The organism is Brevundimonas sp. Root1423, assembly GCF_001426805.1.
Map to the genome: position 1 here is coordinate 286,723 of NZ_LMFL01000023.1, position 23,961 is coordinate 310,683.

Annotated in this window: 22 protein-coding genes and 2 pseudogenes; 15 read left to right on the plus strand and 9 right to left on the minus strand. The window is 67.9% G+C overall.

What is annotated here, in order from left to right:
• The 3 genes from ASD25_RS14800 to ASD25_RS14810 form a co-directional block, all read right to left on the minus strand.
• Nucleotides 1-1,107, minus strand: coding sequence for a hypothetical protein (locus ASD25_RS14800; protein ID WP_056618224.1), 1,107 nt, complete (start codon nucleotides 1,105-1,107; stop codon nucleotides 1-3).
• A gap of 23 nt (nucleotides 1,108-1,130) precedes the next feature.
• Nucleotides 1,131-1,460 (minus strand): PadR family transcriptional regulator, encoded by a 330-nt coding sequence (locus ASD25_RS14805; RefSeq protein WP_056618225.1) that lies wholly within the window; start codon nucleotides 1,458-1,460, stop codon nucleotides 1,131-1,133.
• Nucleotides 1,461-1,730: 270 nt separating this feature from the next.
• Entirely contained in the window at nucleotides 1,731-2,516 is a 786-nt protein-coding gene (locus tag ASD25_RS14810; protein WP_056618228.1) for a Ku protein, read from the minus strand.
• Nucleotides 2,517-2,713: 197 nt separating this feature from the next.
• Between ASD25_RS14810 and ASD25_RS14815 the strand changes: the two genes are divergently transcribed.
• The 3 genes from ASD25_RS14815 to upp are packed head-to-tail and all read left to right on the plus strand — an operon-like array spanning nucleotide 2,714 to nucleotide 5,770.
• Entirely contained in the window at nucleotides 2,714-3,892 is a 1,179-nt protein-coding gene (locus ASD25_RS14815) for a GTP cyclohydrolase II (protein ID WP_056618229.1), read from the plus strand.
• Nucleotides 3,879-5,120 carry a URC4/urg3 family protein gene (locus tag ASD25_RS14820; RefSeq protein WP_056618232.1) on the plus strand — a complete coding sequence of 414 codons (1,242 nt, stop codon included), beginning with the start codon at nucleotides 3,879-3,881 and terminating at the stop codon, nucleotides 5,118-5,120. Before ASD25_RS14815 ends, ASD25_RS14820 begins: the two co-directional genes overlap by 14 nt.
• 20 nt (nucleotides 5,121-5,140) lie before the next feature.
• Nucleotides 5,141-5,770: a uracil phosphoribosyltransferase gene (upp, locus tag ASD25_RS14825; RefSeq protein WP_056619169.1), complete on the plus strand. Its 630-nt coding sequence runs from the start codon at nucleotides 5,141-5,143 to the stop codon at nucleotides 5,768-5,770.
• Here the strand turns inward: upp and ASD25_RS14830 are convergent.
• The 3 genes from ASD25_RS14830 to ASD25_RS14840 all read right to left on the minus strand — a co-directional run bounded on the left by ASD25_RS14830 (nucleotide 5,767) and on the right by ASD25_RS14840 (nucleotide 12,425).
• Nucleotides 5,767-9,339 (minus strand): M1 family aminopeptidase, encoded by a 3,573-nt coding sequence (locus ASD25_RS14830; RefSeq protein WP_056618233.1) that lies wholly within the window; start codon nucleotides 9,337-9,339, stop codon nucleotides 5,767-5,769. The genes upp and ASD25_RS14830 overlap by 4 nt on opposite strands.
• A 10-nt stretch (nucleotides 9,340-9,349) precedes the next feature.
• Nucleotides 9,350-10,231: an ABC transporter ATP-binding protein gene (locus ASD25_RS14835; RefSeq protein WP_056618236.1), complete on the minus strand. Its 882-nt coding sequence runs from the start codon at nucleotides 10,229-10,231 to the stop codon at nucleotides 9,350-9,352.
• 88 nt (nucleotides 10,232-10,319) lie between these two features.
• On the minus strand, nucleotides 10,320-12,425 hold the full coding sequence (locus tag ASD25_RS14840; protein WP_056618238.1) for a malate synthase G: 2,106 nt from the start codon (nucleotides 12,423-12,425) through the stop codon (nucleotides 10,320-10,322).
• A gap of 302 nt (nucleotides 12,426-12,727) precedes the next feature.
• On the opposite strand from ASD25_RS14840, the gene ASD25_RS14845 reads away from it, so the two are divergent.
• The 6 genes and pseudogenes from ASD25_RS14845 to ASD25_RS14860 all read left to right on the plus strand — a co-directional run bounded on the left by ASD25_RS14845 (nucleotide 12,728) and on the right by ASD25_RS14860 (nucleotide 16,655).
• The gene (locus tag ASD25_RS14845) at nucleotides 12,728-13,399 is read left to right on the plus strand and encodes a DUF1345 domain-containing protein (protein ID WP_056618244.1); all 672 of its coding nucleotides are present in this window, start codon (nucleotides 12,728-12,730) and stop codon (nucleotides 13,397-13,399) included.
• A gap of 396 nt (nucleotides 13,400-13,795) precedes the next feature.
• A pseudogene (locus ASD25_RS33205) lies at nucleotides 13,796-14,165 on the plus strand (DEAD/DEAH box helicase); the annotation flags it as partial.
• Between the two features lie 195 nt (nucleotides 14,166-14,360).
• A complete protein-coding gene (locus ASD25_RS33210; RefSeq protein WP_369816609.1) occupies nucleotides 14,361-14,660 on the plus strand; it encodes a helicase-related protein in 300 nt (99 codons plus the stop codon).
• Nucleotides 14,657-15,091: a hypothetical protein gene (locus ASD25_RS33215; protein ID WP_369816596.1), complete on the plus strand. Its 435-nt coding sequence runs from the start codon at nucleotides 14,657-14,659 to the stop codon at nucleotides 15,089-15,091. Before ASD25_RS33210 ends, ASD25_RS33215 begins: the two co-directional genes overlap by 4 nt.
• 154 nt (nucleotides 15,092-15,245) lie before the next feature.
• Nucleotides 15,246-15,653: a DUF2141 domain-containing protein gene (locus ASD25_RS14855; protein ID WP_056618246.1), complete on the plus strand. Its 408-nt coding sequence runs from the start codon at nucleotides 15,246-15,248 to the stop codon at nucleotides 15,651-15,653.
• Nucleotides 15,654-15,770: 117 nt separating this feature from the next.
• Nucleotides 15,771-16,655 carry an oxygenase MpaB family protein gene (locus tag ASD25_RS14860; protein WP_056618251.1) on the plus strand — a complete coding sequence of 295 codons (885 nt, stop codon included), beginning with the start codon at nucleotides 15,771-15,773 and terminating at the stop codon, nucleotides 16,653-16,655.
• A gap of 54 nt (nucleotides 16,656-16,709) precedes the next feature.
• On the opposite strand, the pseudogene ASD25_RS14865 reads toward ASD25_RS14860, so the two are convergent.
• Nucleotides 16,710-17,370 (minus strand): annotated as a pseudogene (locus ASD25_RS14865) (response regulator transcription factor).
• Between the two features lie 288 nt (nucleotides 17,371-17,658).
• Between ASD25_RS14865 and ASD25_RS14870 the strand changes: the two are divergent.
• The 3 genes from ASD25_RS14870 (at nucleotide 17,659) to ASD25_RS14880 (ending at nucleotide 19,396) form a co-directional block, all read left to right on the plus strand.
• A complete protein-coding gene (locus ASD25_RS14870) occupies nucleotides 17,659-18,015 on the plus strand; it encodes a chromosomal replication initiator DnaA (RefSeq protein WP_056618252.1) in 357 nt (118 codons plus the stop codon).
• The gene (locus ASD25_RS14875; protein WP_056618258.1) at nucleotides 18,012-18,731 is read left to right on the plus strand and encodes a DUF6456 domain-containing protein; all 720 of its coding nucleotides are present in this window, start codon (nucleotides 18,012-18,014) and stop codon (nucleotides 18,729-18,731) included. Before ASD25_RS14870 ends, ASD25_RS14875 begins: the two co-directional genes overlap by 4 nt.
• A gap of 149 nt (nucleotides 18,732-18,880) precedes the next feature.
• Nucleotides 18,881-19,396 carry a hypothetical protein gene (locus ASD25_RS14880; protein ID WP_156389327.1) on the plus strand — a complete coding sequence of 172 codons (516 nt, stop codon included), beginning with the start codon at nucleotides 18,881-18,883 and terminating at the stop codon, nucleotides 19,394-19,396.
• On the opposite strand, the gene ASD25_RS14885 is transcribed toward ASD25_RS14880, so the two are convergent.
• Nucleotides 19,387-19,815 carry a SufE family protein gene (locus ASD25_RS14885; RefSeq protein ID WP_056619172.1) on the minus strand — a complete coding sequence of 143 codons (429 nt, stop codon included), beginning with the start codon at nucleotides 19,813-19,815 and terminating at the stop codon, nucleotides 19,387-19,389. The two genes, ASD25_RS14880 and ASD25_RS14885, sit on opposite strands and share 10 nt — an antisense overlap.
• A gap of 171 nt (nucleotides 19,816-19,986) precedes the next feature.
• Here ASD25_RS14885 and ASD25_RS14890 point away from each other — a divergent pair, with 171 nt between their 5' ends.
• The 3 genes from ASD25_RS14890 (at nucleotide 19,987) to ASD25_RS14900 (ending at nucleotide 23,059) form a co-directional block, all read left to right on the plus strand.
• Nucleotides 19,987-21,672, plus strand: coding sequence for a sensor histidine kinase KdpD (locus tag ASD25_RS14890; RefSeq protein WP_235562741.1), 1,686 nt, complete (start codon nucleotides 19,987-19,989; stop codon nucleotides 21,670-21,672).
• 127 nt (nucleotides 21,673-21,799) lie between these two features.
• Nucleotides 21,800-22,066 carry a hypothetical protein gene (locus ASD25_RS14895; protein WP_056618264.1) on the plus strand — a complete coding sequence of 89 codons (267 nt, stop codon included), beginning with the start codon at nucleotides 21,800-21,802 and terminating at the stop codon, nucleotides 22,064-22,066.
• Between the two features lie 3 nt (nucleotides 22,067-22,069).
• Nucleotides 22,070-23,059, plus strand: a complete 990-nt coding sequence (locus tag ASD25_RS14900) for a hypothetical protein (protein ID WP_056618267.1) — start codon at nucleotides 22,070-22,072, stop codon at nucleotides 23,057-23,059.
• Here ASD25_RS14900 and ASD25_RS14905 read toward each other — a convergent pair.
• Nucleotides 23,056-23,916, minus strand: a complete 861-nt coding sequence (locus ASD25_RS14905; RefSeq protein WP_056619178.1) for a hypothetical protein — start codon at nucleotides 23,914-23,916, stop codon at nucleotides 23,056-23,058. The two genes, ASD25_RS14900 and ASD25_RS14905, sit on opposite strands and share 4 nt — an antisense overlap.
• Nucleotides 23,917-23,961: the final 45 nt, after the last annotated feature.

Below are 23,961 nucleotides of genomic sequence, written 5' to 3' on the forward strand. Positions count from 1 at the left end.
CTATCCCCGCGCCAGCCGCCACAGGTTGAGGATGATGCTGCAGATCAGGCTGAGCGCCGAGATGGCCAGGGCCCAGACCATCACCACCGACAGGGTCGCGGCGACGTCCGACAGATTGCCTGCGCCTTCCACCCACTGCAGGGCGTTGAGGTCCAGCAGGGACCAGTCGCCGGCGACCCTGGCGGTCTCCTCGCCCCGCGTCAGGGTGAACCAGTGGCCGGCTTCGCTAATCCGCCACGTCAGCCACAGGCCGACGAGGGCGATCGGAATCCGGGCCAGGGCGCGGATCCGGACCGCATACGGCCGGAACACGCTGTTCAGATCGACCGCCATCTGGATCAGGGCGTAGACGAGGATCGGCGCGAACAGGGTCGACCAGACCGGCGCCGCCGTCACGATCGCGTCCTGACCGCGCAGTTCGATCGAGCTGAACGGCGGGAAATGCAGCACCCCCACCCACCACAGCACGAACATCCCGGCCGCGAGGAAGGAGAACAGATACTCTCCGCCGGGCCAGCCTTCTGTCCGCCGGGACGCTCCCCACGGCGCCTTGGGAGCCTTCGGCGGCTTCGGCGGGTCGACCTTCACGCCCCATGCGGCCGGGTCGGACAGGCCGAAGGCGCCGAGGTCCTTGACCCGCCACTGCGTCATCCATTTCGGCCGGATTTCGTAGTGTTCAAAGATCGCCGCCGCCACCGTGGCCGCGCCGATCAGGGTCAGGCCCGAGCTGAAGAAGCCATGGAAGGCATGGCTGATGGCCTGCCCCGCATCGTCCGTCCCGCTGATCAGGTGGATGAACAGGCCGATCGCCTGCACCGCCAGCAGCACCAGCAGCCCCGCCTTCACCCCGAACAGCCAGTAGGGAAACAGCTCAGGCCCGATCAGCGAATCCGGCCCCTTCCGGTAGCGCGCCGCCACGACCAGCGGATGGCCGATCTCGCGCAGGATGACCTCCTGCTCGTCCTCGGTCAGAGGGCGGCCCAGTTCCTCTTCCTTCGCCTCGAACCGGCTCAGGATCAGGTCGCGCAGTTCGGCGACGATGTCGGCGCGTTCATCCTGCGGCAACTGCGCGGCGACGGCGTTCAGATAGCGGTCGATCATGTCCATGGCTTTTCCCCTTCAGCCCAATCTCACAGAATTTTGTCGAGCGAGGCGTTGATCCCCCGCCACTCGTCGGTCAGGGCGGCCAGCATCGAGACGCCGCCCGGCGACAGGACGTAGAAGCGCTTCTTCCGCTTCTCCTCCTCGCGCCATTCGCTATCGAGAAGCCCCTGGCTCTCCAGCCGGCGCAGCAGCGGATAGAGGGTCGATTCCTCCATCTCCAAGCCGTCGGCGGCCAGGGCCTGACGCAGGGTGTAGCCGTATCGCTCGGTCCGCAGACAGGCGAGCACCGCCAGCACCAGCGACCCGCGCCGCAGCTCCAGCCGCATGGATTCAAACAGGTCCGGATCGAGGCTCATATGCTTCCCTGCATCTCACATAGTGTGTGACACACAGTGTATGGCGCATACTGTGTGAGGGAGTCAAGCGACCACAGTTGTCGTCATTCCGGGCGGAGGCGAGCGCAGCGAGCCGCAGACCCGGAACCCAGCGGCGCCGCGACGGCGGCGAAACACCGCTGCTTCAAAATCGCCCGCCGACGCCGGTGCTCCCGGCAGGTTCGCGCTCACGCGCGCCGCTGGGTTCCGGGTCTCCGCTGCGCTTCGCCCGGAATGACGAAAGGAAGGGCGCTAGGCCGCCTTCTTCTTCGCCGCCGGCTTTTTCGCGGGCGCGGCCTTCTTCGCCGCCGGCTTCTTCGCCGGGGCCCCCGCCGACCCCTTCAGACTCGCCCGCAGCGCCGCCATCAGATCCACCACATTGGTGTCATCCGGCTCGGGCGCTTCCACCAGACCCTTGCCGCCCTTCTGCTTGGCCTTGATCATCTCCTTCAGGGCGTCGTCGTAGCGGTCGGTGAATTTGGACGGATCGAACTCGGCGTCCTTCTGGCCGATGATGCGCGTGGCGATCTCGACCATGTCCTTGTCTGGCTTCACCGCCGGGATGTCGTCGAAATAGTCGGCCGTGTCCCGCACCTCGTCATGCGGCCGCAGCGAATACGCCACCAACCCCTTGCCCCGCACCTCCAGCGCGATCTGCCGCTCGCGGCCGCGCAGCACCAGACAGCCGATGGCGATCTTGCCCGCGGCCTTCATGGCGTCGCGGATGACGGCGAAAGCCTCGGCCCCCACGCCCTTCTCGGGCACGACATAGAAGGGGTCGTCCCAGTACAGCCGGTCGATGTCGTCCTCGTCGACGAACTGGTTGATGTCGATGGTCCGGGTCGACTCCAGCTTGACCTTGTCGAAGTCGGCGTCGTCGAACAGGACGTATTCGTCCTTGGACACCTCRTTGTTGGTGTCGGGATTGATCAGGTGGAAGCTGACGTGGCTCGCGCTGGACGTCGCCGTGTAGAGAGCGACCGGGCAGGTCACCAGCGACAGCTTCAGATGTCCCTGCCAGGTGGGTCGGGCGGCCATGGTGCAGACTCCTCGAATAACGGGGTGACAACGCGGGCAGGAAGGAGTCGTTCAGCGCGCCCCTCCTGTCGTCATCCCGGGGCGCGCAGCGACCCCGGGATGACGACAAAGCTTCCCTCTGGACAGCGAGTCCCATCGGGTGTGTCCTGCAGAGTCCGGCGCAAGAAAAACAACAAGCCGGTTTCGAGTGAGGAAACATGTCCAACCGACCGAGCCACATCAGGCTCAACTCCCACCCCGGTGCGGGAACCGTCAGCCGCTTTCCCCTGAACTGGGGCGCCCCGACCGCGCAGGAGCGCGGGCCCGTCATCGGCACCGTCAACTCGGGCAGCGACCGCAACGCCATCGGCGCCCACGGCGGCGCCTATTCGGTCTATCGCGCGCTGGCCGTCTCATCCGGAGCGATGAGCGCCAACAACCGGCCCGACCTGACCAACACCTCGCCCACCACCCCCATGGGCCCGTTCCCGCAGTGGACCGACCCGGGCAAGATCGTCTCGCTGGATCCCTGGGGCGCGCGCGTCGCCGAGGACTTCGCTGACGAACTGCGCGACGGCGTCGACATCCGTCCCACGATCGCGGTCACCAAGGCCCGCCTGCAGCTGGGCGAGATCGGCGAGGCCATCGCCGCGGGCCGGCTGAAGGCCGACGGCCAGATCGTGCATGAGACCGGCGACGTCGCCGTCACCAAGGCCGCCATCGATCCGGTCTGGTATTTGCCCGGCATCGCTGAACGCTTCGGCGTCACCGAGACGGCCCTGCGCCGCACCCTGTTCGAACAGACCGGCGGCATGTACGCCGACCTCGTCACCCGGCCCGACATCAAGGTCTTCCTGCCGCCGATCGGGGGCATCACCCTCTACATCTTCGGCGACCCGGCCGCGATCGCAGACCCCAAGCGCCGCCTGACCTGCCGCGTCCATGACGAGTGCAACGGCTCGGACGTCTTCGGATCGGACATTTGCACCTGCCGCCCCTATCTGACCCACGGCATCGAGGAATGCATCCGCGAGGCCCAGGACGGCGGCGCCGGCCTGATCGCCTATAACCGCAAGGAGGGCCGCGCTCTCGGCGAGGTCACCAAATTCCTCGTCTACAACGCCCGCAAGCGCCAGCCGGGCGGCGACCAGGCCGCCACCTATTTCGAGCGCACCGAATGCGTCGCCGGGGTGCAGGAGTCGAACATGAAGCACGACGCCCTGACCGGTTCGGGCATCGAGATCGGCGAACGGGTGCCGATCCCCGACTATCTGATCCCGCCCGACGCCTCGGTGGAGATGGAGGCCAAGAAGGCCGCCGGCTATTTCACCCCCGACGCGCCGCCGTCGGCCGAGGACCTGACCCGCGTGGTGGGCCGCGACCTTGAGCAGTTCTGAAACGCAGCAGGCGCACGGCCTGCTGAACGCCGCCGCCGTCCGCGAGCGGGCGCATGAAATGCTGGAGATCGGGGTCGCCGGCGGCCTCGACCACTGGCGCGTCGATCTCGACCGGTTGCCGGAGACGGCCAGCTACGTCGCCGCCGTTATCCGTGACCAGTACCCGACGCTGGCCGTGCCCTTCCATGCTCGCTGGCGGCATTTCGCCGTCGACGGCGTCGATCTGTGGGGCCCCGCCGCCGAGGATCGCGATTGGCTCGATCCCGCATCGCGCGCCCGCGCAGAGTTCGACCTGGCCATCGTTTCGGTCCTGCTGGACGCCGGCGCCGGACCGGGCTGGTCGTACAAGGACAAGCAGACCGGCAAGACCCTGAGCCGCTCCGAAGGTCTGGCTATCGCCAGTCTGCGGATGTTCGAGGCCGGCGCCTTCTCGGTCACCGAGGACGATCCCTGGCGCGTCGACGCCGTGGCCCTGACCTTCGTGACCGCCGACGCTCTCGCCAAGGGCTTCCAGGTCACCGCCGACAATCCACTGGTCGGCCTAGACGGCCGCGCTGCCCTGCTGCGCCGTCTGGGTCAGGCCTGCCTCGCCAAGCCCGACCTGTTCGCGCTCGAGGACGAACCCCGCCCCGGCGGCCTGTTCGACGCCATGGTCGACCGCGCCGACGATCAGGACCGCCTGCCCGCCCCGGTCATCCTCGAGGTCCTGCTGGAGGCGCTCGGCCCGGTTTGGCGCGACCGCCTGACGCTGGGCGGCGTCGATCTGGGCGACTGCTGGAAGCATCCCGCGATGAAGCGCGGCGACGCAACCAACGGCCTCGTGCCCATCCACAAGCTGTCGCAGTGGCTCAGCTATTCGCTGGTCGAGCCGCTTCGGACGGCGGGCGTCCAGATCACCGATCTCGACGGCCTGACCGGCCTCGCGGAATACCGCAACGGCGGCCTGTTCATGGACCTCGGCGTGCTCACGCTGAAGGACCCGGCCGGCGCAGCAAAGCCGTGGCCGGTGTCCGACCCACTGGTCGTCGGCTGGCGCGCGATGACCGTGGCCTTGCTGGACAGGATCGCGCCTCTGGTCCGCGCCGAGCTGGGCGTCACCGCCGCCGACATGCCCTTGGCCAGCGTACTGGAAGGCGGCACCTGGGCCGCCGGTCGCCGCGCCGCCGCCGAACGACGACAGGGCGGCGGTCCGCCCCTGACCATCCTCTCCGACGGGACCGTTTTCTGATGCCGCCCAAGCTCTTCAAGATGGACGGCGTCACCGTCGTCGCCCACCCGCTGGTCCGCCACAAGCTCAGCATCATGCGGTCGAAGGACACATCGACGGCCCGTTTCCGCCAGCTGTTGCGCGAGATCTCGACCCTGCTCTGCTACGAGGTCACCCGCGACCTGCCGCTGGAGGACTATCCGGTCGAGACCCCTGTCGGCCCGACCACCGGCCAGCGGATCGAGGGCAAGAAGCTGGTCTTCGTCCCCATCCTGCGCGCCGGTCTGGGTCTGGTGGAGGGGATGCTGGACCTGGTCCCCTCGGCCCGCGTCGGCCATGTCGGCCTTTATCGCGAGCCCGAGACGCTGGACGCAGTCGAATACTATTTCCGCGCGCCCGACGACGTCGCCGACCGCCTGTGCATCGTCATCGACCCCATGCTGGCCACGGCCAACACCGCCGTCGCCGCGATCGAGCGGCTGAAGGAGCGCGGCGTCACCAACCTGCGCTTCGTCTGCCTTGTGGCCTCCCCCGAGGGACTGGAGCGGCTACGCGGCTGGCATCCCGACGTGCCGGTCTGGACCGCCGCCGTGGACGAACGGCTGAACGACCACGGCTACATTGTCCCCGGCCTCGGCGACGCCGGCGACCGGCTGTTCGGCACCCGCTAGTCCACCGCCTTCACATTGTCGTCCGAGTTGCGGTCGATCCACTTGTTGTAGGGATCGACGCCGCCGAAGCTGGGGGCCCGCGTCGTCACGAACCGCAGCGTCTGGACGCCCGACCGGATTGGCCGGCGCTCCAGCAGCACCACGTTGCGCGTGTTGAAGGCGCCCTTGCCCGGCATGGCGGTGAACAGGCCGATGTCGAACATCTCGTTCAGCGGCGACTCGGTCTCGATGCCCTTGCCGTCGACATAGAGCTTGCGCGCATCGACCGTGACCGTGACGTCGAACCGGCCGTCAGAGCGGCGGGTCGAGGTCACACCCGTGGTCTTGACATCGTACAGGGTGATCTTCTCGAACAGGTCGGTGATCAGGGCCTGTTTGTCGGCCGGAGCCTCGGCGCGGATGGCCGCGACCAGATCCAGCGAGCGCGGATAGGGGGCGCTCTTGAAGGCGTACTGCGCCAGCACCCGGCGCAGGGCGCGGTTGACCGCATCCTCGCCGATCTGGTCACGCAGCAGGTACATGACCAGGCCGCCCTTCTGGTAGTGGATATACTGCTGGTTCTCGACCCGCATCAGGGGCAGTTCCTCCAGCCGCTCGGTGCCGCGGGCGCGAAGGTAGCGGTCCAGTTCCTGCTTCAGGAAGCGGCGGATCTGATCCTTGCCGTAGGTCTTCTCCATGACCATCAGCGCGGAATACTGCGCCAGGGTCTCGGACAGGGCGGTCATGCCCTGCTGGTTCGAGCCGACGACCTGGTGCGCCCACCATTGGTGCGCGAACTCGTGCGCCCCGACATAGGTGACGTAGTCGATCTTCTCCGGATCGCTCAGGTCGGTGATGAAGCCGAGCCCTTCGGACCAGGCGAAGGTGTTGGGATAGGATTGGGCGAAGCTGGCGTAGTCCGGGAACTCCACGATCCGCGCCTGTTTGAACTGGTACGGGCTGAAATTGGCCTGGAAGTAATCCAGCGAGGCCGCGAGCGCGTCCAGCATCCGCGGCACGTTGCGGTCGTGGCCGGGGTCATGGAAGACCACCAGCTCGACGCCGTTGTGCATGCGCCGGGTCTGTTCGTAGCGGCCTGACTGGATCGAGAAGAAGTTCAGCACCGGAGACTCGGTGACGAACCGGCTGGTCCGGCGGCCGTCGCGCACCACATTCGACACCATCGTTCCGGGCGCGACCAGGGTCTGGTCGGCGTCGGTCGAGACGGTGATGTCGGCGGTGACCCAGTCGGCCCCGATATAGTTGCGCGACTGTGCGGAGGTGTCCTCCAGCTTCGCAGGTCGCAGCTCGGCCGGCAGGCCCGCCTTGCGGCGTTTGGTGCGGTCGGTCAGCAGGCCGTCGCGGTCCATGCCGATCCGCGGCGCGAACTCCATGTTGTTGACGAAGGTGCCGTTGTCGACCAGTCGCGTGGTGTTGCCGCGCGCCTTGAAGCCGCGCTGTTCCAGCACTGTCTCGAACACGACGTTGCGGCGCTCGCCCGGCTGCATCGGCGTCGTGAAGCGGTAGATCCGGTATTCGAAATCCTTCCACTCGCGCGCGATCGAGGCGCCCTCGACGGTCAGGCCGACCATGTCCAGATCATCGCCCCAGCGCAGGTGGACCTCGGTCAGCGGCGCGTTCGTATTGTTGACCAGCACATAGGAGCCGCGCGTGGTCAGCTTCGGCTGGTGCGGCCGCAGGTCCATGACCAGTTTGACGTCGGCGACGGACGGCTGGGGCGTGGCCTCGTAGCGGAGCAGCGCCTTCTCATAGGCCGCCTGTTCCTTCTCGATTGCGCTGCGCGTCCGGTAGTCGTTCCAGACATTGGTGTTGGTGTAGATGAAGACGCCCAAGCCGACGAAGGCGACCAGCGCAGCGCCGCCGATCAGGCCCGCGGGCCCCATCAGCCGGTGCGGCAGCCGCTTCAGCCGCGGCCACAGACGCTGCTCCGTCCCGCGCCGCCACAGGCCGTAGGCCAGCACCAGCAGGATGATCGCGAAGGCTGTCCAGTAGGCGTCCAGCCAGCCAGAGAAGCCGGCGAAGTCGCCCTGACCGTTCATGTCCGACAGCGGCACGCTGATGCCCGCGCCGTAGCGGTACAGGATGTGGTCGAAGCCGAGGTTCGACATCACAATGGTCGAGATCAGATAGACCACCATGATGGCCCAGCCGACGAATTTGTTGGGCGACAGGGCCTGGATGAAGATGGCCAGAACGGCCAGCAGGCCGAAGCTCACCGCCTGCGGGATCACGTACCAGAGCAGGTATTTCTCAAGCTCATAATCGGTGTAGCCCTTTATGGTCTGGGTCACGACGCCCGCCACCACGCCGGCCAGCGCGGTCGAAACCAGCACCAGCGCCAGCGCCAGCGTCTTGGGCACCAGGAAGGTCCAGTCAGGCGTGGCCGAGGCGTCGACGATCTCGTGCACCTTGCGGTCGCGATCACGCCAGACCAGCTCGCCCGCATAGTAGATGGCGATGACGATCGAGATCAGGCCGAAGGCGCCGGTCAGGCCCGTGATGACCACCCGGGTCACCAGAAGGATCGGCGCGCCGTAGATCTCGCCGGTGAAGAACAGCGTCGCCATGGCGAAGGCGAACCCGAGCAGGATCAGAACGACATAGGCCGGGCTCTTGAAGATCAGCACCGTCTCGAACACGGTCCGCGACCACAGCTGGGTCAGGGCGCTGGACAGGCCATAGGTCGGGCGCGGCAGGGCGCCGACGGGCGTGACGACCACGTCCTTCTCGACCAGCGCCTTCATACGCTCCTGCTTCTTCAGCTTCGCGCCGCGCGGCGACGGCCGGTAGAGCACATAGGCGGCGGCCAGCAGCAGGGCGCCGACGCCGGTCCAGATGACCCGGTTCCACAGCAGCACGCCTTCCAGCGGCGCGTTCAGCGTGTTGCGCTCCGCAGCCGTCCAGTATTTGGTGACCAGGGCGTAGGCGCCCGAACCGAACGGCTCGGCCCAGGCCATGGCGGTCTCGAACTCGGGCTTGGTGCCGAGCACGCCGGTCGAGGCGAGATAGGCGATCAGCACCGCGACCACGCCGATATAGGTCGCCATCATCGACCGCGTGACGGTCGCCAGCATGAAGAACAGGGCCGAGGTCAGGAACAGGCCTGTCAGGCCGAACACGCCATACGCATAGGCATAGTCGCCGAACCGGAACGGTCCGACCGTCTCGGGATCGACCCACGGCATGAAGGTGCCGAGCAAGGTGCCCAAGGCGATGCTCATGTAGCAGAGCGCCACCGCCGCGAAGGCGCCGAAGAAGCGGCCGTACAGATAGGCGCCCTTGGTGATCCGGGTCGACAGGATCATCGGCCCGAAGCCGGTCTGGGTGTCCCGCGCCACGACATTGGCCACGATGGCCGTCGTCGCCAGCATGAAGAAGACGTTGAAGATGATGTGCGCGCTGGCCAGCGAATAGGGCGCGTTCTTGAGGACGTTGCCCCCCGAACCCAGTTGCACGTTCTCACTGGCCACGGCGCCGAAGGCCAGCAGGCCGAAGACGATGGCGATGACCCAGAACGCCGGCTGGCGCAGCTGGTAGCGGAATTCGAAACTCGCGATCTTGCCGAACATGATCCGCCCCTCAGGCCGCGGCGCGGCGCGAGGCGTTGACGGTCGCCAGATAGACGTCTTCCAGACCCCCTGGCGCCCGCTCGAACCCGGCGCCCGGGTTGGTGTCGGACAGCACATGAACGACGGTCCGGCCCGCAAACAGGCGGGTCGAGATGACGTTGTGGCGCTTTGTGAACTCAGGCAGCTCGGCCTTGTCGATGGTCTTGGTCCAGACCCGGCCCTCGAGCGTGTGCATCAGCTCGATGGGCGCGCCTTCCAGCTGGATCTTGCCGCCGGCCAGCACCGCCATGCGGGGGCAAAGGTCGGTCACGTCCTCGACGATGTGGGTCGACAGGATGACGACGACGTTCTCGCCCACCTCGGCCAGCAGGTTCAGGAAACGGTTCCGCTCTTCGGGGTCGAGGCCGGCGGTCGGCTCGTCGACGATAATCAGTTCGGGGTTGCCGATCAGGGCCTGGGCGATGCCGAAGCGCTGACGCATGCCGCCCGAGAAGCCGGCCAGCGCCTTGCCGCGCACGGGCCACAGATTGACCTGGTTCAGCAGGGCCTCGACCGTCTGTTTGCGGTCCTTGCCGTTGGAGACGCCCTTCAGCACCGCCATGTGGTCCAGCATGTCGTAGGCCGAGACGCGCGGATAGACGCCGAAGTCCTGGGGCAGATAGCCCAGCACGCGGCGCAGCTGTTCCGGATCCTTGATCACGTCGATGTCGCCGAACCGGATCGAGCCCGAGGTCGGCGTTTGCAGGGTGGCGATCGAGCGCATCAGCGTCGACTTGCCCGCCCCGTTCGGGCCCAGCAGGCCGAACATCCCCTTGGGTATCGTCAGGCTGACGTCGTCCAGCGCCCGTGTGCCATTGCCATAGACATGGGTCAGGTTTTCGATCGTCAGCATGGGAGCCCCTCCGTGAAGTAAAGGAACCTTGTCAGCGGCCCCGCCCGCTCGCAAGTTACGGTTCTGACAGGTTTGACGTCCAGCGCCGTCAGCCGGCGTCCTTGGCCATCCGCCGGAACTGATGCAGCAGCGGTTCAGTGTAGCCGTTGGGCTGGACCACGCCGTCGAACACCAGCGCCCGCGCGGCCCGGAACGCCAGGCTGTTCGCCGGGTCCGGCGCCATCGGCCGGTACAGGGGATCGCCCGAATTCTGGGCGTCGACCTTCGCCGCCATTCGAAGCAGGGCGGCGTCGACCTGTGCCTGCGTACAGACGCCGTGCAGAAGCCAGTTCGCCATGTGCTGGGACGAGATGCGCAGGGTCGCGCGGTCCTCCATCAGGCCGACGTCGTGGATGTCCGGCACCTTCGAACAGCCGACGCCCTGATCGACCCAGCGCACGACATAGCCGAGCAGTCCTTGCGCGTTGTTGTCGAGTTCCTCGGCGATCTCCGCCTCGGACCAATTCCGGCCCGCGGCCAGCGGCGGGGTCAGCAGATCGTCGAGAACCGGAACCGGTCGCGCGGCGATCGCGTCTCTCAGGGCGAAGACGTCCGTCTGATGATAGTGCAGCGCATGCAGGGTCGCCGCGGTCGGACTGGGCACCCAGGCGGTGTTGGCGCCCGTCTTCGGATGGGCGGCCTTCTGCTCCAGCATCTCGGCCATGCGGTCGGGTGCGGCCCACATGCCCTTGCCGATCTGGGCCCGACCCGACAGGCCGCATTTGAGGCCGATGGCGACGTTGCGCGCCTCATAGGCGGCGATCCAGGCGGACGACTTCATCTCGCCCTTTCGCACCACCGGCCCGGCCTGCATGGCCGTGTGAATTTCGTCGCCCGTGCGGTCGAGGAAGCCGGTGTTGATGAAGACGATCCGGTCCTTCACCGCATGGATGCAGGCGGCGAGGTTGGCCGAGGTGCGACGCTCCTCGTCCATGACCCCGACCTTGATCGTGTGCCGCGCCAGACCCAGCAGGTCCTCGACCGCGTCGAACAGGGCGTCGGTGAAGGCGCACTCTTCGGGCCCGTGCATCTTGGGTTTGACGATGTAGATCGACCCCGCCCGGCTGTTCCGGAACCGCCCCTGCCCCCTCAGGTCGTGGACGGCGATCAGCGCGGTGACGATGGCGTCCAGCACCCCCTCGGGCGCGTCGGTCCCGTCAGCCAGCCGCACCGCCGGCGTGGTCATCAGATGGCCGACGTTGCGCACGAACAGCAGCGACCGGCCCGGCAGGGTCACGGTCGATCCGTCCGGCGCGATGAATTCCCGGTCCGGCGCCAGCGCCCGGGTCATCGACCGGCCGCCCTTGTCGAAGGTCTCGCTGAGATCGCCCTTCATCAGGCCCAGCCAGTTGCGGTAGGCGGCCGTCTTGTCGGCGGCGTCGACGGCGGCGACAGAGTCCTCCAGATCGACGATCGTGCTCAACGCGGCCTCCAGCACGACGTCGGACATCCCCGCCGGGTCGGTCGCGCCAATCGGATGGCTGCGGTCGAACACGACCTCGATGTGCAGGCCATTGTGCCGGAACAGCCGCGAGCGGTCGGTGCGGCCGACATACTGGCCGGGGTCGCGGATGGCGGGCCCCTCGTTCGCATCGGTCAGATCAGCCCAGCGGCCCTCGGCGAGCGGAACCGCCTCGTCGAGGAAGGCCTTGGCCCGGGTGACCACCTGCGCCCCACGCACAGCGTCATATGGACCGGGAGCCGGCGCCTCGCCGAGCGCATCCGTGCCGTACAGTGCGTCATACAGACTGCCCCACCGCGCATTGGCGGCGTTCAGCACGAAGCGTGTGTTCAGGCTGGGCACGACCAACTGGGGCCCGGCGAGCGTCGCCACCTCTGCGTCCACGTCGCGCGTGTCGATGGCGAACGGGGCCGGCTCTTCGGCCAGGTAACCGATCTCGCGCAGGAAGGCGGTGGCGGCGGCGACGTCGTACGGCTGGCCGCGGCGCTGGACATGCCAGGCGTCGATCCGGGCCTGAAGGTCGTCGCGAACCGCCAGCAGCTGCCGGTTCTCCGGCGCGAACCGCGCGAAGACGGCGGCCACGCCGGTCCAGAAGGCCTCCTGCTCGATCCCCGTCCCCGGCAGCGCCTCGCTTTCGAGGAAGGCGGCCAGTTCATCAGCGACCTGAAGTCCGGCGCGCGGCGTCATCGGCATGGAGCACTCCCTCGGAACGAGGCTGAAACATTCCGTGATGACCCGAGAGAAGTCGAGCGCTTTTCGCAGACGCGAGATACGATGAGGGAGGTTTGTCCGCGCGCTCTCTCCACCTGTCGTCATCCCGGCGAAGGCCGGGACCCAGTGGCGCGCGAGAGCGCGAACCTGTGGCGGACACATCTGCTCGATGCAGCTTGCGTGAACAGATCGCCTTCGGCGCCGCTGGGTCCCGGCCTTCGCCGGGATGACGACAGTAAGGGACGGACGCTTGCCTCTACCCGGCGGAGGCGCAACATCGCCGCATGAAAGCATCCGCCTGGTTTCGCCTCCATTGGCCGCTGATCCTGCTGCTGCTCATCGCCGCCTCGAGTCTGGCGTGGCCGGTGGGCGGGGGCTGGCTGAACCGGCTGGCGCTGGGCTGGGACGTCGGGGTGGCCCTGTTCCTCGTCGAATGTCTCTTCAAGCTGATGCGTGCACGATCAACTGACGACATCCGCAAGCGCGCCGCTGCGCTGGATGCGGCGGGGCTCGCGGTCCTGCCTCTGGCCCTGTTTGCAGCCCTCGCCAGCATCGCCGTGGTGATCGGAGAGGCCGTCCGTGTCGCGGGCGACACGGATCAGGCCGGGACGGCGGCCATACTCGCGCTGGCGACCGTGGCCCTGTCATGGACCTTCGTGCACACCATCTTCGCCTTCCACTACGCGCACGAATTCTACGCGCCGGCGACGCGCGGCAAGGGCAAGGCGCAGGACCGCGGCGGCCTGATCTTCCCTGGCGGCGAGGACCCCGACTACTGGGACTTCGTGCATTTCTCGACCATCATCGGCGTCGCCCAGCAGACCGCCGACATCCAGATTTCGGACAGAAACCTGCGCCGCACGGCGACCGTTCACAGCGTCACGGCCTTCCTGTTCAACACCGTGATCGTCGCCCTGACAGTCAACATGGCGGTCAGCCTGCTGGGCGGCGGTTAACCTCCGCGCCTTGACTTGGCCGCATTGAAAGCCCAGTTACGCTGCGTCGCACAATTGCGATTACCGGCGCCTCCAGCGCGTGTGGGTCTTCTCAACTGACGAAGACCTGACTGTAGCAGTCGCCGGTTCCTCAAGATTCATTCGCTGCCCGGACACGCGGGGCGGCGCCCGATCCACCCCGAAGGTCTCCTCCCCGAGACCCTGTCGGGACTGGCGGTGCGCGGCCTTATCGGCGTTGAGCCATGGCTGTTGCGCGTCGCCGCATACGCGAAAGAAGCCGCTCACATGAGCAAGACATTCGACTCCTTCGGCCTCAACCCGGCCCTCCTGCAGGCGCTGGCGTCCGAAGGCTACACCACCCCCACCCCGATCCAGGCGCAGGCCATCCCTGACGTCATGGCCGGCAAGGACCTGCTGGGCATCGCCCAGACCGGCACCGGCAAGACGGCGGCGTTCGCCCTGCCGATCCTGCACCGGCGTCCTGATCCTGTCGCCGACCCGTGAACTGGCCAGCCAGATCGCCGAAAGCTTCAAGAGCTACGGCAAACACCTGGGCTTCCGCGTCGCCGTCATCTTCGGCGGCGTGAAGTACGGGCCGCAGGAACGCGCCCTGCAACAGGGCCTCGACGTTCTGGTCGCCACCCCCGGCCGCCTGCTGGACCACATGCAGCAGAAGACGCTGGACCTGAGCCAGACGGAAATCTTCGTCCTCGACGAGGCCGACCAGATGCTGGACCTCGGCTTCGTCAAGCCCATCCGCCAGATCGTCAGCCGCATTCCGGCCAAGCGCCAGAACCTGTTCTTCTCGGCCACCATGCCGGGCGAGATCGGCAAGCTGGCCGGCGAACTGCTCAAGGATCCGGTCAAGGTGTCGGTGACGCCSCAGGCCACSACGGTGCAGCGCATCAGCCAGTCGATCATCCACATCGAACAGGGCCGCAAGCGCGCCCTGCTGACCGAGATGTTCGCCGATCCGGGCTACACCCGCTGCCTGGTCTTCACCAAGACCAAGCACGGCGCTGACAAGGTCGCGGCCTATCTGGAAGCCGGCGGCGTCGAAGCCGGCGCCATCCACGGCAACAAGAGCCAGCCCCAGCGTGAACGCACCCTGGCCGCCTTCAAGGCCGGCAAGCTGCGCGTTCTGGTGGCCACCGACATCGCCGCCCGCGGCATCGACGTGGACGGCGTCTCGCACGTGCTGAACTTCGAGCTGCCCTATGTGCCGGAAGCCTATGTGCACCGCATCGGCCGTACGAGATGAAGCTGCTGCGCGACATCGAAAAGGTCACGCGCCAGAAGATCCCGTCGACCGACCGCCGCAACGACAAGTCGCTGGCCCTTCTGGACCAGTCGATCATGGCCTCTGGCGTCAAGTCCAAGGCCTCGATGCCCGACGACGGCCGCGGCGACCGCCAGCAGCAGCGCGGTCCGCGCAACCCGCGCCGCGACGGCGTCAAGCTGGAAGGCGGCGGGCAGCCGCACCGCGTCCGCAAGGCCGGCCCGGGCCGCGACGCCCGTCCGATGCCGGAACGCGCCTTCGATCCGCTGGCGCGCGAGCGTCCGCGCTCGGCCAACAACGACCCGCGTCACACCTCGGCGCCGGGCGAGACCAAGCCGGCCGGCGAGATCAAGCGCCGTCCCCGCAGCCGCCGCCCGTCCAACGGCGGCAAGGGCTACGCGGCCAAGGGCTGATCCTCAGCGGCGCGGTCGCGCCGCTGTTATCGAGACGAAAGGGTGCGGGCCGTCATGCGACGGTCCGCACCTTTGCGTTGGGCCTATCCCGAGGGATTGACGGCTTCATCTACTTTGTATTATAAAGTTCTTCATAACCGAAGGAACGAAGCCCATGAATGCCCTCGCGATCGCCCTCGCTGCCCTGGCCCTGGCCCTGACCACCGGACCCGCCGCCGCGGAGACCGTCACCATCACCCTCACTGGCGTGCAGGCCCGCCCCGGCCCGATCAAGGCCAGCCTGAACACCCGCGACCAGTTCTTGCGCGCCGCGCCCGCTTATGAGGCCGTCGCCGAACCCGCCGCCGGCGGAGTGACCCTGACCTTCCGGAACGTGGCGCCGGGCGATTATGCGCTGATGGTCATGCATGACCTGAACGGCAACGACCGGTTCGACTACGGCGTCGACGGATGGGCCTTCTCCAACAGCAGCCTGCCGATGATGGGCCCGCCCGTCTTCGATGAGCGCAAATTCACCGTCGCCGGCGCGCCCGTCACGCTGACGGAAACGCTGCAGTACTGACCTCGCCCCGCCGCCGGAGCGATCCGGCGGCGATGTCGCACCGACGGAACCGGCGGGCCAGCTTGGCCTTATCCGTCAATGCTTCCACACCGACTCCCGACCCCGCTGCAAGCCCGCATGGAAGCCGTCGCCGGCGACCTGACCCGGGTCGAAGGCATGGCCGTGGACTTCTCGTCCCCGGTCGGCGCGCCCGCCCTCGCCGCGCCGGGCTCGGTATCGTGGCGGGTGTTCAAGAATCCGATCGCCCTGTTCATCGGCGGCGTCGGCGCCGTGCTGCTTGAGCTGGCGGAGCCCAAGGTCCGGGCCGGGGTCTGGGACCACACCAGCTTTCGCACCGACCCCGTCACCCGCCTGAGGCGCACGGGCCTTGCGGCCATGGTCACCGTCTATGCCCCGCGCGAGACGGCCGAGGCGATGATCGCCGGGGTCAGCCGCCGTCACGCGAAGGTGCGCGGCGTGACCGATGGCGGAGCCGCCTATGCCGCCGACGATCCGGACCTGCTGGACTGGGTGCAGGCAACCGCCTCCTATGGCTTCCTGCAGGGCTACCACCGCTTCGTCGCGCCCCTGTCGGCTGCCGACCGCGACCGTTTCTACGCCGAGGCGGCGCCTGCGGCGCGGCTGTACGGCGCCCGGAACAGCCCGATGAGCGACGCGGAACTGAGCCAGGCCTTCGCCGCCATGGCGCCCCGTCTCGAGCCCTCGCCCGTGATCCGCGAGTTCCTCGACATCATCCGCCGCGCGCCCATCCTGCCGCCGGCGATGCGCCCGCTGCAGCGCCTGCTGGTGCGGGCGGCCGTCGACATCTTGCCGGACTGGGCGCGCGAGCGGCTCAAACTGAGTCCGGCCGACGGCCTGTCGTCGTGGCAGCGGCCGATCGTGAGGGCCATGGGCCGCGCCGCCGACCATCTGCTGCTCGAGAACGCACCGCCGGCGCAGGCCTGCGTTCGCCTCGGCCTGCCGCCCGACTGGCTGTACCGCTCGCAGCCCTCGATCGCATAGAAAAAGCCCGCCGGAGCGATCCGGCGGGCTTTTCGTATTCGGTATGTCGGTCGATCAGGCCGCGGCGCTGACCGGGGCCGGAGCGGCGGTTTCCGACGGGTCGCGCAGCACATAGCCGCGGCCCCAGACGGTTTCGATGTAGTGTTTGCCGCCCGCCGCCGTCGCCAGCTTCTTGCGCAGCTTGCAGATGAAGACGTCGATGATCTTCAGCTCGGGCTCGTCCATGCCGCCGTACAGGTGGTTGCATCTGGTATTCCTTGCCCGTCAGATGGACGCGGTGGCCGTGCACCTCGACCGTCTTGCCGTCCAGGTTCACGGCGATCTCGCCGGTGTGGATGATGGCCTGGGCGTGCCCCTTCGAGCGGCGGACCACGGCATGGGTGCGCGCGATCAGCTCGTCCTTGTGGAAGGGCTTGGTCATGTAGTCGTCGGCGCCGCCGCCGAAGGTCTTGACCTTGGTCTCGATCTCCGAGGTGCCGGACAGGATCATCACCGGCGTGTTGACCTTGCCGACGCGCAGCTGACGCAGAACCTCAAGACCGTTCATGTCAGGAAGGTTCAGATCTAGCAGGATCAGATCGTAGTCATAGATCTTGCCAAGATCGATGCCCTCTTCGCCGAGGTCCGTCGTGTAGACGTTGAAGCCTTCCGACTTCAGCATCAACTCGATGCTCTGCGCGGTCGCGTGATCGTCTTCGATAAGCAGAACGCGCATTGATGCCCCTCCAGGCAAAGCTTGACAGTACGATACCCGATGCCGGGTAACCTTGTTCGAGAGTTAACCGAGTAAAAACTTAAGAAAGGTTAACAGCACCCCACTGAGGCGAATCGTAGGCTGATTTGCGAATCGCCGTCGAGAGTCGCGAGTCAACCGGACGCACTTTCTTTTCAGGGGACCGCCACGGCTGGCCCATACGTCCGAAATCGACGTATCGAAGGATTATATTCCTATCCCGACGAGGCGCCGCGTGAGTGGCCGCCACAGGCTGATGGGAGAACAATCATGAACGAGGCGTATCGCGTGCCGGTCACGGACGAGGACAGGATACGCGCCGGGCTGGCGATCCAGCTGGTGGCGGCCGCGACGGGGATCACCGCGGAACGGATGCGCGCCCAAACCCGCATGCGCGGGCCGGAATGCCGCGCCCGCCGGCTGGCCATGTATCTGGCCTATGTCACGTTCGGCTGGCCGCTGGAGCGCGTGGCTCACGCCTTCGGTCTGAACCGCGCCACCGCCGCAGCGGCCTGCCGCTGGGCCGAGGACGAGCGTGACCGGCCGACCCTCGACGCCATGCTGGACCGGCTGGAGCGCTGCGTGCGCGAGGTGCTGGACGCGCCGGTGTGCGAGGTGCCGGCATGAGCAGCGATGTCGGGCGGGCCCGTCGCCTTCTCGCGCGGCCCAGAGGCTGGATCGAGGCGGCGCCGGACGGCTACGTCCTGAGAGTGGGCCGCGACCGGCGGACGCGCGTCCTGCTGACGGTCGAAGAAGAAGTCTTTCGGGCGTTGGCCGCGAACCCGGGGCTGAAGATCCGTCCGGGCGGAGGCTGGGTCGCCCGCGCCGTCTCCACGGCTCCTTCACCCCCGTCGCCGGAACCCGGACGGCCCGGCGTCATCGAGGGCGCCCGCGCGGTGGTGGAGGCGGACGGCGCGGTTACGTCCCGGCGCGCCAACCTCGGCCAGTCCGCGATCGTCTGGCTGGCGCGGCGCGCGGACGCGGGCGGCCGGCCATGGCTTGCCCCGAGAGAGATCGCAGCCGCCGACCGCCTGGCCCGGGATGCGGAGGCGGCCATGCGGGGACCCGCGGTCACAATGCGCTGGGACGCCCTGCCCCGCTCTGGCGCGGGCGGCGACGCCCCCGGACGAAACGGTCCCGCCGCGTCATCCATGGCGGCGGGTCTCCGCGTCGAGACGGCGCTGTCCGCCTGCGGGCCGGCGCGCGGCATGGTCGAGGCCATATGCATCCGCTCCACCGCCCTGCAGGCCGCAGAGCGGGACCTCGGTCTCGCCCGCCGGCGTGGCAGGGCGCTGCTCCAGGCCGGGCTGGCCGCCTTGGCGGACCACTATCGCATCGGTTGACCGACGGACCGCGCTCGCACGGACGTTACAGGCTCGTAACTATTGCCCCGAACGCTTCGGCCTTAAGGGTGACCCACAAGCCGTCCATGGCGACGGCGTCTCACACATGCGGCGGGCCGTTTCGAGCGGTCTGCAGTCCGGGGATCAAGTTGAAGTTTGTTGTTTGCGCCGCAATGGCGAGCCTGTGCCTGATCAGCGCCCCGGTGCATGCGCAGGAGATTCTGGTGGCGCGCATGATCACCGAGGTCTGCCTGCCCTACGCCACCCGGGCCCAAAGCTTCGAGAAGTCGATCCGGGCTGCGCGCGCCCTTGAATTCCGCCGTCCCAACGGCAGCGAGCCGCTGGAGGAATGGTCCTCGGAGATTGACCTGATTTCGAGGGATGGCGTCTGGCGCCTTCACATCGAGGAGGGAACCCTCGAGGAGGGCGACAGCTCGGTCTACGCCGCCAGTTGCTCCATCTCGTCTCGGCACGCCAGCGTCCGGGACCTGACCGATCTGGGGCGGCGCGCCTTCGGCGATCCCGAGCGCTGGTCCTATGCGGCCAATGATCCCCGGCGATGGGACCGCCGCACGCCCCGGCCCGATGAGCGTCGCCTCGCCGTCGAGGTGACGGAGCCGGCGGAAAAGCTGCCGGCCATGACGATAACCGGCTACTACTTCTGAGCCGCAGCCGCGGCGTCGCGGATCCGCCCCACCATGGCGTTCAGGCCGTTGGCGCGCTGACGCGTCAGGGCGGACGGCAGGCCGAGACGATCGAGAGCCGCCCGCGCGTCGAAGGCCAGGATTTCCGCCGGCCGGCGGTCTGAGTACAGCCTCAGCAGCAGGGCGATATTTCCCTTTGACAGGGCGCTGTCGCTGTCGGCCAGGAAGATCATACGGTCGTCCCGCCGCCGCACGGCCAGCCAGACCTGGGCGGCGCACCCCGGCACCTTGTTGGCCTCGATCCGGTCCTCGTCCGGCAGGGCCGCCAGGCCCTTGCCCAGTTCGATGACGTATTCGATCCGGCTCTCCCAGTCGCCCAGCAGATCGAACTCGTCCGCCAGTTCGGCCAGCACATCATCGATCGCGGGGTGGGGAGTCATGCGCGCCAGATAGGCCGGGCCGGCGTTAACGACAACCTCGCAACCTGTCCCCGGAAAAACCATCCACCCGCGCAGGATCAGTCGCCTGGAAAGCGTGCGCGCTTTGGACGACTCACCCGCACGGCTAGGCTGAACGGCTGCCGGTATCTTCCGGCTTTTCCCGTAACGCCCTTGATCCAACCCGCCCGCCCCGATCCCGGACCCGCCGTCGACCCTGACCGGGGCGATCGCCCCGCGCTGGCCGCGTGGCACGCCGGCTGGGCCGTGGCCGCCGCCCTGCTGGCGCTCGGCGGCCGATGGATCGGCGGCGTCGACGGACCAGTCTTCTACGGCGTCCTCGCCATGGTGGTGCCCGGCCTGACGGGTCTGGGTCTGCTGCGCCGCGACGGCGCGGGCGAGCGGATGCTGCTGCTGGGTGTCTGGGGTCTGGCGGCCTTCCTGTCGGCCGCGATGTCGGGCGGCCTGACCGGACCCCTCACCGGCTTCGTCTTCCTGCCGCTGGCGGCGGGCATCGCCCTTGGAGGAACCCGGCCCGTTCAGGCCGGCGCGCTGGCCGTCGGCCTCGCCGCCGTGGCCGGACTGCTCTCTGCCTGGCTGGGCGGACCCGGCCCCCACCTGCCCGCGCTGGCGGCGATCTCCGCCCTTCTCACGGCGGGCGCCGCCGCCCTGGCCGTGCGCCTGTCCTGGCGGCAGCGCGAACGGCGGCTCGAGACCGCCGAGGCCGAGGCCGCCCGCATCGAAACCCTGCTGGCCGCCCAGCCCGGCCTGATGCTGGTCCTTGAGCCGTCAGGCCGCGTCGTGGCCGCCTACGGCGCGCCGCCCGCCTATCTGCCGGTTGATCCCCTGTTCGAGAGCGGCCTCGTCGCCGCGGTCCACGCCCCGGACCGGCCCCGCGTTCTCGGCGCCATGGAACGGGCCATGGGCGGACACGACGGCGCCGCCCTGTTCGCACCCCGCATGGCGCTGGACCGCCGGGCCCAGATGATCGTGCGCCGTCTCGACGACGCGTCCGGCCCGCGGCTGGTGGCGCAGATCTTCGACGGCACCGCCCAGTACGCCCGCGAACTGGGTCTCGAGGTCGCCCGCAACGAGGCCGAGACGCGCGAGGCGGGCAAGACCCGCTTCCTCGCCAATATGAGCCACGAGCTGCGCACGCCCCTGAACGCCGTGCTCGGCTTCTCGGACATCATGCGCCAGCGCATCTTCGGTCCCCTGCCCGACCGCTACGGCGAATACGCCGAGAACATCCATCAGGCAGGCGGCCATCTGCTGGACCTGATCAACGACCTGCTGGATGTCGCCAAGATCGAGGCCGAACGCTACGCACTGACGCTGGAGCGGTTCGACGCCCGCGAGACGGTGTCAGCGGCCATGGCGCTGGTCCGGGTCAACGCCGACGACAAGGGCGTCACCCTGTCCAGCGTGCTGCCCGCCGATCCGGTAGAGGTCTCGGCCGACCGGCGCGCGCTGAAACAGCTCACCCTCAACCTGTTGTCCAATGCGGTGAAGTTCACGCCCTCGGGCGGCACGATCACCGTCACCGTCGAGGCCATTGGCCCCTATCTGGAAGTCGTCGTCGCCGACACGGGCGTGGGCATCGCTCCAGAAGACGTGCGCCGTCTGGGCCGCCCCTTCGAACAGGCCGGCGAGATCGAACAGCGCCGTCAGGGCACAGGGCTGGGTTTGTCCCTCGTTCGCGCCTTCGCCGAACTGCACGGAGGCCGGATGAGCATCGACAGCACGCTGGGCGAAGGCACGGCGGTGACGGTGCGGTTGCCTGTCGCACTGGTCGCCCGGGCGCCGGCTCCGGAAGGCGGGGCCGAGATCATCCCCATGCCTATGAAGGGCGGAGCCTGACGCCCCAAAGTGGTGTCAGCTTATAACCCTTGGTTGACACGCAAAGTTATTTTTGTCTTCCTGTCTTTGGGAGGACGCCGTTATGCCAGATCAACACAAGAAATCTCTGGAACGTTTCGGAGACTTGATGGAAGGCGATGACCCGATAAGGATCCGCTTGATCCTGGGCCTCGACGTCTTCGCTGAGCATAGGGACTTCGTCTTGCAGCCGCCGCTCGACAGCGAGACGATGCAGCATTTCGGAATCCCCGCGCCTGAACTCGACCACAACGTCCGTTATTGGATCAACGAAAAGTTCCGCAAACCGATCGGGCTGCAGCCTCTCCTCGCTGGCAAGATCACATCCGCGACGACGTTCGCCAAGCTGCTCTCGTTCTGCAAGGCGGGGAGCTGACCGGTGGAAATCTTCAGATCCGTCGCCGCCGGTTTCGTCCTGTCCTCGTGCGCCGGCGTTGCGCTGGCCCAGGACATCACCCTGACAGGGGACGAGGCGCCTTCGGTGCAGCCCTGGACGCAACCGGCCAGCCTCAGCTACGTCGAAAGCAGCGAAGACAGCGAGGACAAGCTGGCTTTGGACGCCGCGCTGAAGGTGTCCATGCGGCTTTCTGGCGTGAACACCTGGTTCGTTCGGGCGGTCGCCCATGTCAGCGACCAGAGCAAGAAGGAGCAGGAAACATACAAGCTTCAAGGTGGCTTCCATTTTGAGAACAGGTTCGGCGGTGTCGAGGTCTCGCCCGGCATCAGCCGAGGGGAGCTGTCGCTCTTCACGGACGTCACGCTGGGCTGGAACAGCAAGGCTGACTTCGCCGACCCGGGCGATCCGGCGTGCGTTGCCGATCCCGCACTCATCGCCTGCGGGACCCAGCACCAACGGTCCTACCGTCTGGCGGCCGATTTTCAGCCGTACATGACCGGCTGGGCGGGCACATACACCCTGATCCCGCAGTCGGATGGCTCAGTCCGGACGGGAAACCAGTGGGCCTATTCTTTCGCTCCGCAGGTCGTCCTGTTCCATGACGAAGTAACCGAGGCGGTGCTGAACACCGCCGGCGTCGAGGAGGACGGCGCGGTCTCCGGCGCGAAGCTGGTCCTGTCGTTCGCCCTGTCGCCGCCCGCGTTCCAGCACAGGCTGAACATGCGGGCCTCCTACCAGCACATGCAGGCCTTCCACCGGTCCGACGCCCGCGAGGCCGCCTTCCCGTCCAGCAGCAGCTTGATAAAGGCGTCCATCGACTATGAGTTCGGTGCCCGGTCTTGGGACGCCGGAGGCGGATGGTCGCCCTCGATCGGCGTCGCCTACACGTCCGGGGAAGACCCCCTGGACGGGCGCAAGGACAAGGATGATGTCACGGTCGGCGTACGGCTGACCTATCGCCCACCCGCCTAGAGCATCCCCATCGCGAGGAACGCCCGGCCGGCGGCGAAGTCGCCGGCCTCGAACTTCGCCGTGGCCACGCTGCCGTCGCGGAAGTGGAATTCTATGGCAAAGGTCTCGCGGGGGTCCAGCCGTTCGAGAGCCGCCGCCGTCGACGCCGGGAAGCGCCACACCTCGCCGGTGCGGCGACCTTCGGCCAGCAGTTCGCGGCTGGCAGGCGCGACATCCGCGGCCCACAGACTGGCGCGCGACGACGCCGGGACCAGACCGTCTCCGGCCAGCCAGGCGCGCGGAACCTTGTTGGGGTCGCGCAGCACGATCCGCGCCCCCGTGGGACGCGAGCGCCCGACGAAACTGACCACGGCGACCAGCTCGGACGCCTCGCCCTCCCCCGCATAGCCGAAGGCGACCGGAGAGGCGCCGACGATCGAGGTCTGCTGCAGCCGCCAGCCGGCGGCGGCGGAGCGCATGCGGTTGGCGATCCAGTCGGCGCGTTCGCCCGGGAAGGTCATGCGCGGGGTCCGCAGCCAGCCCGAGAAGGCGTCGTCGACCCGGCCCTTCACCGTCGCCAGCTGTGGATCCTGACAGGATACCGCATGGGCGCGCGAGCGGGCGCGGGCGGCGGTGGCGCTCAGGTCTGTCTCCGCTGCGCCGGAGCGCAGGGCGGCGCCGCGGGCCTGGGCCGTCGCGGCTCCCAGGGCGGCGTCGATGCGCGCGTCGAAAAGACCGCAGCGACGGTCGGCGGCGACCATGAAGGCGCGCTCGTAGTAGGTGTCGGCGGGCCCCGCCGAGGCGACCTGCGGCGCGCACAGCACGGCTGCGGCGAGCAAGGCGGCTTTGGTCTTCAGGGCGGTTCGGCCTATCGTCATGAGGCGCACATTACGCGCCATGCGTTCCGGTACGGTTTCCGGGCA